Below are 16533 nucleotides of genomic sequence, written 5' to 3' on the forward strand. Positions count from 1 at the left end.
AATTGTCAAAAAGATTATTGTAGAAAGAATTAACATGCGTAGAAATTTTAATCAGAATAAACCCAAAGAAAAAGATGTCATTATTACTATTAAACGCTTAGGGATTAACGGTGAAGGAATTGGTTATTACCGCAAGAAGATTATCTTCATCCCTGGTGCTTTACCAGAAGAAGTGGTTGTCGCCAAAATTGTCAAAGAATATCCTCACTACCTTCAAGGTGAATTAATCCGAATTAAAGAAAAGAGTCCTGACCGCGTCGACTTTCCTAAAGACGTGGATCCTGAAATTGGCGGTTTAGAGTTAGCACACTTATCTTATGACAAACAATTAGAATTTAAAAAGGATAACGTGCTTGAAGCTTTAAAGAAATATCATCCCCGTGGTTATGCCAAATATAAAATCAAGAATACCTTGCCAGCTCCTGATCAATGGCATTATCGCAATAAAGCTCAGTACCAAATCGAACGCAATCACGGTAAGGTCAAATTAGGATTATTTGCACCTAATTCTCACCGACTAATTGACCTACCTGTTATGCCAACCCAAAGCGAAGACACCAAAAAAACTGAACTAGCAATTAAAGATTTAATCATCAAATTGCACGTCTTCATTGCTGATCGCCGCAAACATTTAGACGGTATTAAAACTGTCGTAGTCCGTCAATCTGAAGCAACTGGGGAAATTCAAGTCACTTTGATCACGATTGGCCACAAAATTAAGAATTTACTGGCTTTAAGTAATGAAATCATGAAATTACCTAACGTAGTCAGTGTCTTTCAAAATGAAACTGATTGGCGTAATCCACAAGTTTGGGGCAATAAAACCGAAAAGTTAGCTGGTAAAAATACAATTACGGAAGAAATTTTAGGTAAGAAGTTCGCTTTATCACCACGCGCCTTCTTCCAATTAAATCCTGTGCAAACTAAAACTTTGTATTCGGAAGCTTTAAAATATTTGGATTTAACGCCAGATCAAACTTTAATTGATGCCTATAGTGGTGTCGGAACTCTTGGAATTTTAGCTGCTGATCAAGTTAAACAAGTTGTGGGAATTGAAACCATCCCTGAAGCAGTTGAAGATGCAAAGCACAATGTCGAGTTAAACCATCTTAAAAATGCTGATTATTTCCAAGGCAGCGTTGAAAAAGTCTTACCAGAACTCCAAAAAGGTGGCTTACCAATTGATGCTTTAATTGTTGACCCACCAAGAACGGGCTTGGCTAAAAGTTTGATTAAGACCCTTTTACGCGTTCAACCGCAAACTTTTGTGTATATTTCATGTAACCCATCAACTCTTGCTCAAGATTTAGTTTTACTCTCTGAAGCATATGATGTCCGGTTAATTCAAAACGTTGATATGTTACCACAAACTCCACGTTGTGAATGCATTGCTAAATTAGTGTTAAGAAAATAAAAGAGCAAAAAAACAGTTATGACACATCTGGTCATAACTGTTTTTTTTAATAGGTGGACGAGGTAAACTCATCAATTGATAGTCACGATTCATAATTGTTTATTTATGTCTAAACAATGGCTAGTCGCAACCAACATTAACATTCACTTGTTTGGGTTTTACGTAAATACGTAATTTCTATAAATTGGAATTCTTGCAAACAGCCATTGTAATAAAGATAATTTTACTAATAGGCCGACACCTCTAATTGTTATAGAGAATCTTTTTTCCAACAATAATATACAATTCTTCTGGAGATAAAAACTTACTTATTCTTATATTGTTAAAATATTTTTACCCCTTCCACACTTTAACTATAGCACGAGTGTAACCGCTTGCAAACAGCTTATTTCACATATTTATGTAAAAATGTTGCCACGTGTTGCTGGTAAAGCTTAGGATGTGTCTCAAAGGATTTGGCATGCTTAGCACCAGGAACAACCCATAACTGTTTTGGACCACGGCTAGCATGATAATTTGCGTAAACCATTTTAGTAGGCACAAAAGTATCTTTAGCTCCATGAATAAATAGCATTGGTCGTTTGTTCTTGGCTAGTTGCTTAACAGAAGAACCATCCCCTAAAAAGTAGCCTACTTTTACCCGATTAATGCCACTTAAGATTTCTACTAAAGGAAAACGGGGAAAAGCTGGCATGTGGTATAAGGAATTTGCTTCGTGCTCAATTTCAGCTTTTACATTACTGTAACCACAATCTTCAACAAACGCCTTAACTTGTTTAGGAAGTTTTTCACCACTAGTCATCATTGTGGTTGCACCACCCATGCTGACCCCAAAAATGACAATCTTACTATGTGGACCGTTCTTTTTAACTACCTGCTTAGCCCATTTTTTGACATCTGCTTTTTCAATCCAGCCATAACCAATATATTTTCCTTGGCTTTGACCATGCGCGCGAGCATCAGGTAACAAGACGTTATAGCCTAATTGATGAAAGAGACTCGCATAAGCTGACATCTCATCTTTATTTTTCATATAGCCATGCAAAATAATGACTGTCTTCTTAGACTTCTTATCTGGTAAATAATTAGCGTCTAAGCGATAATTTTGACTAGCAGATTTTAGATACCAATGCTTTTTAGGCTGCGCAAAATACCATTTCTTTTCTTTAGCTAGTGGATCAGATTTTTTAACCACTTTAGTATTAGCGCTAATAAAAGATTTATGACTAGGTACACACGCAACATTAAAGAAATAGAAGCCGGCACCAACAAAGGCAACTATTAAAACCGTTATAATAGTTACTAAGGAAATTAAGAGCTTTTTATGTTTCAAATTAATCACCATTAGTTATTCTATTCAAAAAGCGATATTAACAAGTATAGCACTTGCTGCTTCATATAGGAAAGAGCTAAAAAATGAAATTACCTGATTTTTTACAAATGATTAGTAACTTAAATCCTGAAACCACCTTTTTTATTAAAAACAAAGATCAAATTCTTCCACTAGCTAAAATTACCTTAACGGCAAATGAATGTTTATTTTTGCCTGGAAAAAAAGCAATGACCCAACAAAAGATCATTGCTCTTTTAAAGAAAATTCATCACCGACATTTAAGCATCTATTTATTAATTGATCAGCAGCAATACCCCATTTATGGTTTACATTTAACCTTAGAAAAAGGACAAGCTACGGTAATGTAACTATGCTTTTACCCGGCGATATTGCCGAATATTATCTTTTAACCCAGCAAAGTACCAAACGCCTACTTCTTCATCACTTTCAAGTTCAACATTATTAGCCGGATCTTGTAAAGCCTGAGTGAAGATTTTTTCATATTCTGCCACAGTTAATTGATGCCGGCGGTCAAGTAAAGCTTGGTCAACACGGGGATTTAATTGTTTTTGATAGCCATCTACTAAATTACCTGAGAAAAATTCAGCCATGGCGCCTGAGCCATAAGAAAACAAACCAATTAATGAATTAGGTTCCATTTTGTCATTTTCTAATAAGCTTAATAAACTCAGATAAAGCGAAGCGGTATAAATATTACCAATGCGCATACTTAACCACTTAGAAGCTTCAAAGCTCTTTTGCAAACAATCTTGTACTGCAGAATCTTGATCTTTAATTGCCAGTCGATTTGCTTTTAGGCCCTGTTTAGTAAAAGGTAAGTGGTAAATAATAGCCGCAAAGTCTTGGGTATGCCAGTTCTTTTGTTCTTTATAAGCAGTGAAAGTTTTTTCAAAGAAATCCAAATATACTTGCGTTGAATATTTTCCATCCACCATGGCAACTTTAGAATTATTAGGCCGCCAAAAATCATTAATATCTTCGCTGTAAGCACTATGACCATTATTTAAAGAAAGAATCCGAGGATTGCTTGAAACTAATAGACTAACACTACCAGCACCTTGAGTAACTTCTCCTGGCGTGCCAATTCCATAACGGGCAATATCACTACCAATGACAATTGCCGTCTGATCTGGGTGAACTCGCACAAAATCACGCGCAGTCATTAAACTAGCCGTTAAGCCAAAACAGGCCTCTTTAACTTCAAAAGTACGCACATCTGCTTTTAACCCTAAAGCAGATTTAACAAACAAAGAAGCAGACTTGGATTGATCGACACCACTTTCAGTACCAAAAATTAACAAACCGATTTTATCTTTATCAATTTGATCAAAATAGCGCAAAGTAGCATTAATTCCCATTGAAACCGCATCTTGGGTTTCATCGGCAACACTCATTTGTCTTTGCCCAATCCCAATCAAATATTTATTAGGATCTTCATTTCGTGCATGAGCTAAATCAACCATATCGACAAATTTATTTGGCGTGTACATTCCAATCTGATCTATCCCAACTTGCATTACTTCTCTTCCTTTCTGAGCTTTATCAACATTTTTTGTGCAAAAGTCTGTGAATATTTTTTATGCTTGATTAATTCTTTTAAAACTAGCTTTTTTTCTGTGTCAGTAGCGTCTAAACTGGCCACTGTATTTCGCGCCTGCAATTTCATATGTCCAGCTTGAATTCCCGTTGTAGCAATTGCTAACATCGCTGTCAGATTATTGGCTAACCCAATCGCAGTAATAATCTCGCCGAGTCTTGCACTAGAAATTTTCCCCTTAAAAAAGCTAAAAGCTTGTTGGATATCCTTTCTAGCCTTAATCGAGCCACCAACAGTTCCAATCATCATGGGCAAGGTTAATTCTCCTACTAGCTGCTCCTTGTCAATTTTCCAAGTACTCAAGCTCTCATAGCGACCGTTTTGACTAGCTAAAACTCCGCAAGCAGCCTCAATTGCGCGATAATCATTCCCAGTTGCCACCAAAACAGCATCAACACCATTCATAATTCCCTTATTATTGGTCACTGCTCGATAAACATTATTGTGAGCAATCTGACTTAATAAGGCAATCCGTTCAGCGTTTTTACGTCCACCAACACTGGCAAAATCAAGTGCAACTTTAGCAGTAGTGCGTTGACTCGGATAATTAGATAAAATTGCAAAAAGTTTTTCTTGAATACCTTTTTCTTCAACCAGCAGCTTACTAAGATATTCCAAAATTGAATTAGTCTTATTAGCGCCCATCGCTTCAGCTGGATGAACTAAAACTTTGAGATAAAGCAAATCGTCTTTAACTTTAAATTCAATTGAACGTAAACCGCCACCGTGGCGAATTAAACTAGCAAATTCCTGATTAGTAGTCGTAATTAAAGCTGGAATTTTTTCAGTTAATTGTTTAGCTTCAAAATCAGCATTAACCTTAAGCACAATCTGCCCATAAATGCCTTGACGATGACTAACCGCTTGAACGCCGCCATTTTGAGCAAAAATATGCGCACCATGATTAGCGGCAGCCACCACGGATGGCTCTTCAATAGCCATCGGTACCCAATAGCTTTGGCCATTAACAATTAACTTTTCCACCAAACCTAGTGGTAAACGTACCTGACCAACCACATTTTCAATTAACAAGTTTAAACTGTGCAAAGCTTCTGGGTCAATCGGAGCTAAATCAATCCCCTCCTGCGCTAGTAAACTGCGACGCTCTTCAGGTTTTAATTGATAAAATTTCATTTTTCCACACATTCAATCTCATAAGCAATGGCTTGTCCACCGCCAATACACAAAGTAACTAACGCTCTTTGACCATGTTTTTGTTTTAAAGCGCTAATAGCAGTTGTAATTAATCTAGTGCCAGTAGCTCCTAAGGGATGTCCTAAAGCGATAGCGCCACCTAAAACGTTTAATTTCTCAGCTGGAATCTTTAAATCTCGAGCTAATGCAACTGATTGAGATGCAAAAGCTTCATTAATCTCAAAAATGTCATAATCATCCACAGTATGATGCGTCTTGTGCAAAAGTTTTTGCACAGCATAGTACGGAGTATAGCCCATTAGGTCTGGATCAAAGCCAGCTTCTGCAAATTCGCCTAACTTGGCAATCGGGTGTAAGTTTAATTCAGCTACTTTTTCCTTAGTGGCTAAAATAATCATACTTGCTCCGTCAGTTAAAGGTGAAGCATTTCCCGCTGTGACCATGCCGTCTTCTTTAAAGACTGTTTTAAGCTGCTTTAAAGCGGCTAAACTAGTATCAGGTCTGACTGGCTCATCATGGGTCAAAGTCTTCTCACCAATCGTTACTGGTAAAATTTCATCTTCAAAAGCATTACTTGCAATTGCTTTGACTGCTTTTTGATGTGAGTGCAAACTAAACTCATCCATTTGTTGGCGATTAACATGATATCTTTGTGCCACATTTTCTGCTGTGATTCCCATATGTTGACCAGAAAATGCATCATTTAAACCGTCAGTAAACAAAGCATTTTTAAGTTTTCCGACCGGATTTTCTTTATCTTGCTTAGCTACTAAGTAAGGAGCATTGGTCATACTTTCACTACCACCAACAGCTACTAAGTCTAAGTCGCCCATTTCCATTTGTCCTTGAGCCAGTCTAACAGCCTTTAAACTTGAGCCACAGACGTCATTAATCGTAGTAGCCACCGTTGTTTCAGGTAAACCAGCCTTCAGCGCAACTTGACGTGCCATATTTTCCCCAAGTCCTGCAGAAACAACATTTCCCATTAAAACTGCTTGGACTTCAGCTGGATCCAAATTAATTGCTGCTAATGTTTTCTTTAAAGCAATAACTCCAAGATCAACCGCACTCTTCTCACTGAAGAAGCCGCAATATTTGCCAAAAGGAGTCCGCTTAGCTGCTACAATATAAATCTCTTTCATAAAAAATCCCTTCAAAAAATTTTTCCTTACTAATTATAATTAATCTTTGGCAAAAAGAAAAAAGCTATGCAGAAAACTCTCTTACATAACTTTTATTGGGCTACTTTTGATGCCGCTTTTTTTGAATATATGAAGCCAAATTACCTGCCGAAAATTCAATCTGACCATACCTAATTTTAGCAATCGTTGCATTTATACTCGAACCAAATAAGAGTAATAATGAAGCTAAGTTCAACCATAGCATAAAGATAATGAAAGTCCCAATAATGCCGTAGTTTTCCCAACTAATTGCAAAATTATGTAAGTAAAAACTAAAACCATAAGATAAGGCCAACCAGCCAATAACAGTCGTAAAAACTCCTGGCCAAATTACCCGTTTCTTCACTTTGATATTTGGCAAAGCGTAATTTAAATAAGCTACCGCCAAAATCATCATCATGATTACTACCGGATAACGATAACTAAAAATCTTTTTAATTTCGCCTACTGAAAGTCGAAAAATCGGTTCAAGAAAATCTAACACTTGTTGTCCAAAGATCAAGATCAAACTGATGCCGGTAAAAACGATAATCATTAACGCCGTTAACAGAATAGTAAATGATCTTGTCCACAAAAAAGTAAGTAGCGACAATTTTAATTCTGTTCGGTGTACATCATATACCCGATTCATCCCAATTCTAATTGCATTAACCAAATTAGAAAAAGACCATACTGCAAAGACAATACCAAATGAAATATATCCAGTTGACTGACTTTTCAGCAACGAATTAACAATCGGCATGATATAAGTAGAAATTTGCTGCGGGAAAATCAAACTTAAATAATTCGCGATTGGCTTAGTATCAATATGAAAAAGTGGCAAAACATTTCCGATGATAATGATAATTGGAAAGATTGAAAATAAAATGTAGTAGGCAATCACAATTGCACTAGCTAAAACTTCACCTTCGGAAATTGTCGCTGATAATACTTTATAAAAGCGATTTAGCTTTGTGCGAATATCCGCAAAATTCATCCAAAAACCTTAATCATCCATTTCATCGAAGTGAGGCAAGTATTTTTCATAACCATCGTATGGTTTTTGCAAAGTTAAGATCTTAGGACCATCTTTAGTAATTGCAAAGGTGTGCTCAAATTGAGCAGAGTTGGAACCATCTGGAGTTGCGTAGTAAACCCAATCATCATTTGGATCATCTACTGTTCTTTGGTCAATATGCCAATCGCCACCCGCTTCAACCATTGGTTCACAAGTAATTGTCATACCTTCACGTAAACGCAAACCATGACCAGCTTTACCCCAGTGTGGTACTTCTGGATCTTCGTGAATTGAAGGTTGGATACCATGACCCACTAATTCACGCACATCACCATAATGATTTTTATCTTCAACCCAATGTTGAATTGCAGCCCCAATGTCTCCAATACGATTGCCAAGCACTGCTTGATCAATTCCTAAGTACATTGCCTTCTTGGTCACTTCAATTAACTTTTGATCAGCTTCTGAAATTTTACCAACTGGATAAGTAGTACATGAATCAGTTTCATAACCATTAAGATTGCAAGTAACATCAACTTTAACGATGTCACCTTCGTTTAAAATTCGATCTTTTCTTGGAGTTTGGTGAGCAATTTCATCATTAACTGAAATACAAGTACCATATTTGTAACCTTCAAAACCTTGTTCTGAAAGGCGGCCACCCTTTGATTTAACATATTTTTGGCACCACTTTTCAATATCCCAAGTAGAAATTCCAGGCTTAATAACATCACGCAATCCTTCAAACATTGAAGCAAGAAGTCGACCTGACTTTTGCATACCTTGAAGTTCACGTACAGATTTAATTGTAATCAAATTTCTTCGCTCCTCTAAAAAAATAGTTAGTTCTATTATAACGTTTTTTAAACTCTTTTTTTAAAACTTTACTAAAGCATTACGAATTTTTCAATTTTTTAGGTATAATGATAGTTAAAAAACGCTAGAAAGGGTATGGCTCATGAAGGCAAAAATTGTATACGCGAGCATGACTGGAAATGATGAAGATATGGCAGAAATGCTAGAAGAGGATTTACAAGACTATGGTTTTGAAGTAGACTCCAGTGATGTTAGCTTTACTGATGCTACCGACTACTTAGATGCAGATCTTTGCATTATGATTACTTATACCTATGGTGAAGGTAAAATGACCGATGAAACGGCTGATTTCTATGCCCAACTTAAAGAATTAGACCTTAATGGCAAGTATTTCGCTGTAATGGGATCAGGCGATAAGACTTATGGTGAACACTTCTGTGAAAATGTTTTTGACTTCGAAAAGGCCTTTAAACAATGCGGCGCTACTGAAATTGTCCCAGCCGTAACCATTGAAAATGCCCCTGACGATGACGATATTGACCAAATCGATACTGCTGCAGAAGAAATGAATGATAAGTTAAATGCATAAAAATCTTAAAAAAGTTGTCTCTGATGAAGCAAATATTAGAGTTTTAGGTCAAAAACTCGTTAAACGACACCGAAATTTATGGGTCTACATGATTTTTGGATTCGTAGCAGCCCTAATTAACACCGTTGCCTTCATGATCTTGCACCAATGGTGGCATAGTGCAGTGGTAATTTCTAATACGGTTGCCTTTATTATTTCTAATTTGGCTTCATTTTATTTCAATCAAAAAGCTGTTTTTATTAATAATGTTGATCACGATCACTCAACTTGGCATAAACTGATTGTCTTTTTCACTTACCGGATCATCAGTCTAATTCCCGATACGTTGATTATGCTAGTCGGCTTATCTTGGTTACACTTAAATGCTTTACTAGTTAAGATTATTGATCAAATTTTAGTCGGTATTTTTAATTATTTGACGACTAGATCCGTCTTCCAAAAGCAAGAGCACACGATGATTGAACGGGCTAAAATTCGCATCCAAGAACAAAAAGACAAACACGTACAAAAGCAAAAAGAAGCTGGGAAATAATTTTCCCAGCTTTTTTGCTTATCTTGATTCAAAATTTTTTGGCTTGGTTTGATTTTCTTGATCAAAGTAATAGCTAATTGCGTCCATAATGCGCTCACTAGCATGCCCATCTCCATATGGGTTCTTGGCATTCGCCATTTTTTCGTAAGCAGCCTTGTTTTCCAATAATTCCAGCATACTCTCTCTAACAGAATCAACCTGCGTGCCGACTAATTTCAAAGTACCAGCTTTCACACCTTCTGGACGTTCAGTGGTATCACGCAAAACTAAAACCGGCTTCCCCAAACTTGGAGCTTCTTCTTGAACGCCGCCAGAGTCAGTCATAATGAAGTAACTACGCTTAGCTAGATTATGGAAGTCAACTACATCCAGTGGATCAATTAAGTGAATCCGGGGATCGCCACCCAAGACCTCTTTAGCCACCGCCTGCACTCTTGGTGATAAGTGGACCGGATAAATAATTTCGACATCATCATGACTATCAACCACTTGCTTCATGACCTTGAAGACGCGACGCATTGGTTCACCTTGGTTTTCCCGGCGGTGCATTGTTACTAAGATCACGCGATTGCCTGGAGTAATTTCATTCATGACTTGATGATGGTAATCTTTTTGCACAGTTTGCTCTAAGGCATCAATTGCCGTATTACCTGTGACAAAGATATTGTCAGCCTTGTGATTTTCTTTCAGTAAATTACTCTTAGAAAGTTCAGTTGGCGCAAAGTACAAATCAGTTAAGTCATCAGTCATTTGCCGGTTCATTTCTTCTGGAAACGGTGAATACTTATTCCACGTTCTCAGCCCTGCTTCCACATGGCCCAAAGTAATTTGCTCATAAAAGGTAGCTAGACCGGCCGCAAAGCTAGTGGTGGTATCACCATGGACTAAAACAATATCTGGCTTTTCTTGTTCAAGAACTTTAGTTAAATCAAGTAACACTTTGGACGTAATATCAGCCAAAGTTTGATTCTGGTGCATAATGTTAAAATCATAATCTGGTTTAATCTTAAAGATATCCAGAACCTGATCTAACATTTCCCGGTGTTGGGCACTAACTACTGTCACTTCTTCGAAGCACTCATTTTTTTGCAATTTTAAAACTAATGGCGCCATCTTAATTGCTTCTGGCCGCGTACCAAAAACAGTCATTACCTTAATTTTTTTCATAAAAGCCTCCATTTAATTACTTTAATCTTACTGATTTTTCTAACCTGATTCAACATAATATGGTTTAATTGAGGTAGATTATTTAGAAAGTTGGATATTGATGAATTTAGGATTTGCTTATCTCTTAACAGCTGCCCTTTTTATTCTTGTGGGCTCGTTCTGCTTGGTTTTTGGTTTAGATAAAAAACGCCCTGCCAAAACCCGGCGGCGACTACTTTATACTGCACTTATTTGTGTATTTGTTGTTTGGGGCTTAGTCACAATGAGTATGCTTCATCCTTTAAACTAAAAAAACGTGTCTGGAAAAGTACTTTTCCAGGCACGTTTTTAATTTAATGATCCTGATGAGATTCGAACCCATGACACACGGTTTAGGAAACCGATGCTCTATCCAGCTGAGCTACAGGACCATACAGATTAACTTTATCAAAAATACTTGATAAAAGCTAATCATTTTCATTAATATTCCACATTAAAGTAAGTTTTGGATTGTTCAACTGGCGCAATCTTATCAGCCGCAAAAACAAACGGCATCCAAATTAAAACTGCAATAACCAGATTAAGCAAACTTAAAACAATCGCCCGCCAATCATAATTGCAAGCTAGATATGGTGCAAGCACTGGTGGCACAATTGACGGAACTGCTACCTGAACCGGATTGACTAAGCCCATCACGGTGATCCAATAAGAAAAGGCCACATTAACAATTGGTGCAACAACAAACGGAATAAAGTAAACCGGATTAAGAACTACCGGTAACCCGTAAATTACCGGCTCATTGATATTAAAAATTCCCGGTGCCAAGGCCACCTTCGCAATCGTGCGATAATCACTGCGTTTAGAAAAAAGAAACAAGGCAATAATTAAGGCTAAAGTACCGCCAGTCCCACCAAACCAAGCAAAGACATCAAACGACCCTCTAACCCATAAGAATTGCGGGACTTTTCCACTTTTAGCAGCCGTGACATTGACATTTTGAGCAGTCAACCAGATTGAATCAACAATTGGAGCTAAAACGCTCAATCCATTTAAACCAAAGAAGCCAAAGATTTGAATTAACAGAGTTACTAAAATAACCATGCCAAAGCCTTGCCCAGCTTTAATCAGTGGCACTTGAATTGAATGCAATAACCAGTTACCAAAATAGGTTCCTGTTCCTAGTTGAAAAAGATAATTAATACCGCCAATACTAAAAATGGCAATCATCCCTGGTAAAAGCGAATCAAAAGCAGCCTGTTCAGCATGAGGCAGATTGGCCTTTAACGGAATAATTAACCGCGCTTTGTAGCATAAAACATAAATCGCAAAACCAACTGAGCCAAACAAGATCGCCGTAAAAATACCAGTGGTTGAAAACTGGGAAATATCAAACGCATGCTGGACCGTCATTGTCTTCCCATCAGATGAAAGTTGGACAAAATTTGCCACACTCATCATAAAGGAAGCAAGCGCAATAATAGCCCCTGCCAAGCGATTAGCTTCAAAGGTTTTCGCTAATTGGTAACCTAAGGCTGCTGCTAAAAATAGTGCAAATAAAGAAAAGGTCCCACGCCAAACAATATTACTGATACCTAGTAAAGGATGAAGCACTGTCGCAAAAGTATCCCAACCCAATTGAGTTTTAGCTACGCTGATTAAGCTTTTAATTAAAACCGCTAATGAACCCGCAATAGTAATCGGCATCACCGAAATAAAAGCATTCCGTAAAGAAACTAACCATCTAACCTGTGCTAGTCGATTGGCAATCGGTAAAATATAATCTTCTAACCACTTGACTAATCGACTCATTTCTTCACCTTCAAATAGTGGGGATGATACCCTTTATTCTTGTTACGCCGTTTCTTTTTCTTCTTTTTATTTCCTTTTGTGTTAACTTGCTGTTTAACAGTTGGAGTTTGCTCTTGGGACTTTTTCTTAGGCTTTTTGTCTGTTAAATGAAAACCTGCAAAATAAACTCGCGTAACCTCAACTTGATCTGCCAGCAATTTTCTTAAATCACGGAAATCATGGTCATCCCCTAAAGTCACAACATAGCCTACTTTATTCATCCGACCTGTTCTGCCAGCCCGGTGCAGATAAGTATTAACTTCACTCGGAATTTCAAAATTAATGACATAGGTTAAACCTGGAATATCGAGGCCTCTAGCCGCTAAATCCGTTGCTAAAAGCAAGTTGGTCTTCCCTTGAGCTAAATTACGCAAGGCTCGCTCACGTCTTTCTTTGCCAAATTCATTAGCTAACAATTCAAATTTAGTTTTAGTATGACCAAAAATCCCGGCAAACCGCATCATTGTTTCATTTGAATCAAAGAAGAGAATTCCTTTAAACTTATCAAGTTTGGTCATTCTTTGCAAAAATTCAATTTTATGAGCATTATCAACTTGCAGAAAATAATGCTTAGTTGTTGATTCTTGCTGCGGACGAACATCAATTAACAAAAAGGTCCGATTAAAGACACTTTCAGCTTCCCGCGTAATCTCTGAATCGGTCGCACCAAATAAAAGAATCAGGGCACTTGAAGCTAAATTTTGTCCTAAAGAACTTAATAATTCCATCTTAGTAAATTCTAAAATATCATCAGCTTCATCAATCACCAAAGTCTTAATTTGATTAATTTTAATTCGACCACTTGAGAAAAAATCAAAAAACCGTCCGGGAGTAGCAACAACTACTTCAGGATGTTTTTTCTTCAAGTTATCTTCTTGACGCTTCCGATTACCAGCCCCTACTAAGGAAACGCCGTGTAACCCTAAGGCATTTAAATATGGATTAATTGCGTGACGGATTTGCACAGCTAATTCTGTCGTTGGCGCAATAAAAATTGCACTATTAGCGGCACCAATTTTCGTCTTTTCTAGAACTGGCAAGGCATAAGCCAAAGTTTTGCCTGTCCCTGTTTTAGCTAAAGCAACTAAGCTAGCACCATTGCGAATTGCTTCATACGTTTCTTTTTGAATAATTGTTGGTTGATCTTTATGTTCTTTTTGTAGAACTGCTTTAATCTTTTCTTGATACATTATTGTGTTAACTGCCCATACTTCTGTTTATATTGTGCAACTGTACCGTTATAGGTATACATTGTTACACCTTTTTCTAATCCACTAACATCTTTAACGCGGCCATCAGTTGTATATTGCCAAAAGGCATACTTTAACTTATCAGGTTGCCGCTTCCCAGTAGCCATAAACTGCACACCTGCTGGATAAAACTTACGATAGCGGCTACTTACTGCAACAACAATCTTTTTACCCTGCCATTGCAATAATTGACTAAACCTGCCCATTGACCGTAAGTAACTTGCATTTCTACTATTAACAGCCGGAGTAATTAAAACCGGTAAGCTACCAGTTTCTAAGCCAACTTTTTTGATAAAAAAGTTATACTGCTGATTAGCAGTCGACTCATTACTATAATAAACTTCCGTACCAAAAGCTAATTTTGTTCCTAAAACTTGGTCACGATAGGCTAAATAATTTTCATCAAAATATGATCTTCCTTGTGTGCTGCGCAAATAGACAAAAGAAATGCCATTGGCTTGTAACTTATGTAAATCAACATAATCCACATCTTGATTAAGTTCAATACCTAACGCACTGGAATTAGAATTACTTGGCTGCGTAGTCTGATGCTTAAAATTGAAAAAACCGATGAAAAGACCAGCAATTGCTAAAACTAGCAAAGTTAAGATCATCGGTAAGGTTAATTTATGCCTGAATCTTTTCATCTTGTCCTCCTCAAGATACTATTTTAACCAATCTTTGAAACTATACCAAGCCCTGTTTATCCTGTATAATGGATTCAATTGTATCCACACTTTTATGAGGTAATTTAATGAACAGACAAATTTCTTTTTTTCAAGCTTTAGCTACAGTAGTTGGCTCAGTGATTGGCGCCGGTGTCTTTTTCAAGATTGGTACCATTACTGCTCAAACTGGCAGTACCTCAATGACACTTTTCGTCTGGATTCTAGCAGGAATTGTTTCCATTGCTTCAGGTTTAACTGTTTCTGAAATCGCTGCTAGTTTAAAAATGAACGGTGCCATTAAGTATCTTGATTACACTTATGGTCGCGTCTTCGGCTTCTTATTTGGCTGGGCACAAATGATTGTTTACTTCCCCGCTCAAATTGGAGCCTTAGCTTCCATCTTTGGCGTTCAATTTGTGTCATTATTTGATATCCCTGCGCGGTACGCAAATTTAGTAGCCATTCTACTGGTTTTAATTTTACTAGGCATCAATCTAATTGGGACTAAGTTTTCAAGCAAAATGCAATCAGTCATCACCGTTTTAAAAATCATCCCAATTGCCGTGATTATTCTGTGGGGTTTATTTAATCAAAACCAAATCAGCATTAATCTTTTTCCACTTACGGTCGGCGCAGGACAAAACTTCGCTGGCGGATTAAGCCAAGGTTTACTTTCTGCTTTATTTGCCTTTGAAGGTTGGATTGTGGTTACTAATCTAGCTAATGAAGTTAAAAATCCAGAAAAGGATTTATCACGAGCAATCATTGCTGGCCTTTCAATAATTACCGTCATTTATGTACTGATCAATTATACCTTCCTCACCGTTTTACCACTGCCAGATTTGGTAAACAACAATAATGCTGCTTTTGAAGCTTCCATGAAATTATTCGGCCAATTCGGAGGTAAACTAGTAACTATCGGTATCTTAATTTCTGTTTATGGTGCTGTTAATGCCTTTATGTTAACGGGGATGCGAACACCTTATATTTTGGCACAAGACAATTTGCTCCCTTACTCAAATAAAATTGGTAAAGCTAACATTCATACTGGTGTCCCAGTCATTGGTGCAATCATTGTCGACAGTATTGCGATTATCATGATTTTACTGGGAAACTTTACCGTTTTAACGGATATGTTAGTTTTTGTCATGTGGACTTTTACAACCATGCTGTCAATTGCCGTTTTCATTTTGCGCAAGCGCGAACCAGAATTAAAGCGGCCCTTTAAGGTTCCTTGGTATCCGGTAATTCCATTAGTGTCAATTGTTGGTGGAATCTTTATTATCGTCTCAACAATTATTAACCAATTTTTCTTATCATTGATTGGAATTGGCTTAACTATTTTGGGTTTACCAATTTACTATTACAAGCAGAAACAAAACGCTAAAAATCATAATTTGATGAACTAAAAGAAGAGTGAGTGGTCAGAAACAGAAGTTTCTTTCCACTCACTTTTTTCGTTTAAAAATGTAAATTAAAGAGCGTGACTACTAAATACGTCATCCCACTCGCAATCACAGGGCCGGCCGCAATCCCTTTAAAGGCTACTACCCCGATAATTGTTCCTAAGACCAAAGCAATTGTAACTTGCGGCACAGCAGCTAATTGATCAACACCATATTTAGACAAAATAGCAACGGCAATTCCGGCAGCTACAGCTACCCAACCAGCTGGACTTTTAAAAGCCTTAATTAAGTCATTAAAGCCAATCCGTCCTGTCGCAATTGGAATTAAAATTGCAACCGAAATTACAGTCACACCCCAATTAATACCCTTGGCTTCAATCACTGGTAACCATTTACTAGCAAATGGTAATAATTTTAAGACCATCACTACCCCAGTAGCGATAATTAATGACATATTATGTCCTACTAAGGCTACAACTAAAATTAATGCTAAGAATAACCAACTTTCCATACAGTTCTACTCCCACTAAAAAAAGATTAACTATTATTCTAGGATAACAATTAATCTTTTTAAAACCAA

17 protein-coding genes and 1 tRNA gene are annotated in these 16533 nt (G+C 37.2%); 6 read left to right on the forward strand and 12 right to left on the reverse strand.

Features of this window, described 5'->3' with window-relative positions; translation table 11 throughout:
- Positions 1 to 34 precede the first annotated feature (34 nt).
- The gene (gene rlmD / locus EJK17_RS02380) at positions 35 to 1414 is read left to right on the forward strand and encodes a 23S rRNA (uracil(1939)-C(5))-methyltransferase RlmD (protein ID WP_103661489.1); all 1380 of its coding nucleotides are present in this window, start codon (positions 35 to 37) and stop codon (positions 1412 to 1414) included.
- Positions 1415 to 1799: 385 nt separating this feature from the next.
- On the opposite strand, the gene EJK17_RS02385 is transcribed toward rlmD, so the two are convergent.
- On the reverse strand, positions 1800 to 2753 hold the full coding sequence (locus tag EJK17_RS02385) for an alpha/beta hydrolase (RefSeq protein WP_369823597.1): 954 nt from the start codon (positions 2751 to 2753) through the stop codon (positions 1800 to 1802).
- 77 nt (positions 2754 to 2830) lie between these two features.
- On the opposite strand from EJK17_RS02385, the gene EJK17_RS02390 reads away from it, so the two are divergent.
- A complete protein-coding gene (locus EJK17_RS02390) occupies positions 2831 to 3115 on the forward strand; it encodes a hypothetical protein (RefSeq protein WP_103661491.1) in 285 nt (94 codons plus the stop codon).
- Here the strand turns inward: EJK17_RS02390 and EJK17_RS02395 are convergent, their stop codons facing one another.
- The 5 genes from EJK17_RS02395 to map form a co-directional block, all read right to left on the reverse strand.
- Positions 3116 to 4285, reverse strand: a complete 1170-nt coding sequence (locus EJK17_RS02395; protein WP_103661492.1) for a hydroxymethylglutaryl-CoA synthase — start codon at positions 4283 to 4285, stop codon at positions 3116 to 3118.
- Positions 4285 to 5499 carry a hydroxymethylglutaryl-CoA reductase gene (locus tag EJK17_RS02400; RefSeq protein ID WP_127796161.1) on the reverse strand — a complete coding sequence of 405 codons (1215 nt, stop codon included), beginning with the start codon at positions 5497 to 5499 and terminating at the stop codon, positions 4285 to 4287. Before EJK17_RS02400 ends, EJK17_RS02395 begins: the two co-directional genes overlap by 1 nt.
- Positions 5496 to 6662: a thiolase family protein gene (locus EJK17_RS02405; protein WP_103661494.1), complete on the reverse strand. Its 1167-nt coding sequence runs from the start codon at positions 6660 to 6662 to the stop codon at positions 5496 to 5498. The genes EJK17_RS02400 and EJK17_RS02405 overlap by 4 nt, the downstream gene beginning before the upstream one ends.
- Before the next feature lie 100 nt (positions 6663 to 6762).
- The gene (locus tag EJK17_RS02410) at positions 6763 to 7677 is read right to left on the reverse strand and encodes a YihY/virulence factor BrkB family protein (RefSeq protein ID WP_103661495.1); all 915 of its coding nucleotides are present in this window, start codon (positions 7675 to 7677) and stop codon (positions 6763 to 6765) included.
- 9 nt (positions 7678 to 7686) lie between these two features.
- Positions 7687 to 8514, reverse strand: coding sequence for a type I methionyl aminopeptidase (gene map / locus EJK17_RS02415; protein WP_127796162.1), 828 nt, complete (start codon positions 8512 to 8514; stop codon positions 7687 to 7689).
- A gap of 142 nt (positions 8515 to 8656) precedes the next feature.
- Between map and EJK17_RS02420 the strand changes: the two genes are divergently transcribed.
- Entirely contained in the window at positions 8657 to 9103 is a 447-nt protein-coding gene (locus EJK17_RS02420; protein WP_103661497.1) for a flavodoxin, read from the forward strand.
- Positions 9096 to 9635 carry a GtrA family protein gene (locus EJK17_RS02425; RefSeq protein WP_103661498.1) on the forward strand — a complete coding sequence of 180 codons (540 nt, stop codon included), beginning with the start codon at positions 9096 to 9098 and terminating at the stop codon, positions 9633 to 9635. Before EJK17_RS02420 ends, EJK17_RS02425 begins: the two co-directional genes overlap by 8 nt.
- 18 nt (positions 9636 to 9653) lie before the next feature.
- On the opposite strand, the gene wecB is transcribed toward EJK17_RS02425, so the two are convergent.
- Complete coding sequence (wecB, locus tag EJK17_RS02430) at positions 9654 to 10802, reverse strand: non-hydrolyzing UDP-N-acetylglucosamine 2-epimerase (RefSeq protein ID WP_103661499.1); 1149 nt, start codon at positions 10800 to 10802, stop codon at positions 9654 to 9656.
- 100 nt (positions 10803 to 10902) lie between these two features.
- Between wecB and EJK17_RS11720 the strand changes: the two genes are divergently transcribed.
- On the forward strand, positions 10903 to 11091 hold the full coding sequence (locus EJK17_RS11720; protein WP_103661500.1) for a hypothetical protein: 189 nt from the start codon (positions 10903 to 10905) through the stop codon (positions 11089 to 11091).
- A gap of 47 nt (positions 11092 to 11138) precedes the next feature.
- Here the strand turns inward: EJK17_RS11720 and EJK17_RS02440 are convergent.
- The 4 genes from EJK17_RS02440 to EJK17_RS02455 all read right to left on the reverse strand — a co-directional run bounded on the left by EJK17_RS02440 (position 11139) and on the right by EJK17_RS02455 (position 14526).
- Positions 11139 to 11212: transfer RNA gene (locus tag EJK17_RS02440), tRNA-Arg, on the reverse strand.
- Positions 11213 to 11261: 49 nt separating this feature from the next.
- The gene (locus EJK17_RS02445; protein ID WP_103661501.1) at positions 11262 to 12590 is read right to left on the reverse strand and encodes a PTS sugar transporter subunit IIC; all 1329 of its coding nucleotides are present in this window, start codon (positions 12588 to 12590) and stop codon (positions 11262 to 11264) included.
- A complete protein-coding gene (locus EJK17_RS02450; protein WP_103661502.1) occupies positions 12587 to 13819 on the reverse strand; it encodes a DEAD/DEAH box helicase in 1233 nt (410 codons plus the stop codon). Before EJK17_RS02450 ends, EJK17_RS02445 begins: the two co-directional genes overlap by 4 nt.
- The gene (locus tag EJK17_RS02455; protein ID WP_103661503.1) at positions 13819 to 14526 is read right to left on the reverse strand and encodes a GH25 family lysozyme; all 708 of its coding nucleotides are present in this window, start codon (positions 14524 to 14526) and stop codon (positions 13819 to 13821) included. Before EJK17_RS02455 ends, EJK17_RS02450 begins: the two co-directional genes overlap by 1 nt.
- A gap of 107 nt (positions 14527 to 14633) precedes the next feature.
- Here EJK17_RS02455 and EJK17_RS02460 point away from each other — a divergent pair, with 107 nt between their 5' ends.
- On the forward strand, positions 14634 to 15956 hold the full coding sequence (locus EJK17_RS02460; protein WP_127796163.1) for an APC family permease: 1323 nt from the start codon (positions 14634 to 14636) through the stop codon (positions 15954 to 15956).
- Positions 15957 to 16008: 52 nt separating this feature from the next.
- Here the strand turns inward: EJK17_RS02460 and EJK17_RS02465 are convergent, their stop codons facing one another.
- Entirely contained in the window at positions 16009 to 16464 is a 456-nt protein-coding gene (locus EJK17_RS02465) for a DUF441 domain-containing protein (protein ID WP_103661505.1), read from the reverse strand.
- Positions 16465 to 16533: the final 69 nt, after the last annotated feature.

Origin of the sequence: Lactobacillus xujianguonis (assembly GCF_004009905.1) — a bacterium.
Lineage (GTDB): Bacteria > Bacillota > Bacilli > Lactobacillales > Lactobacillaceae > Lactobacillus > Lactobacillus xujianguonis.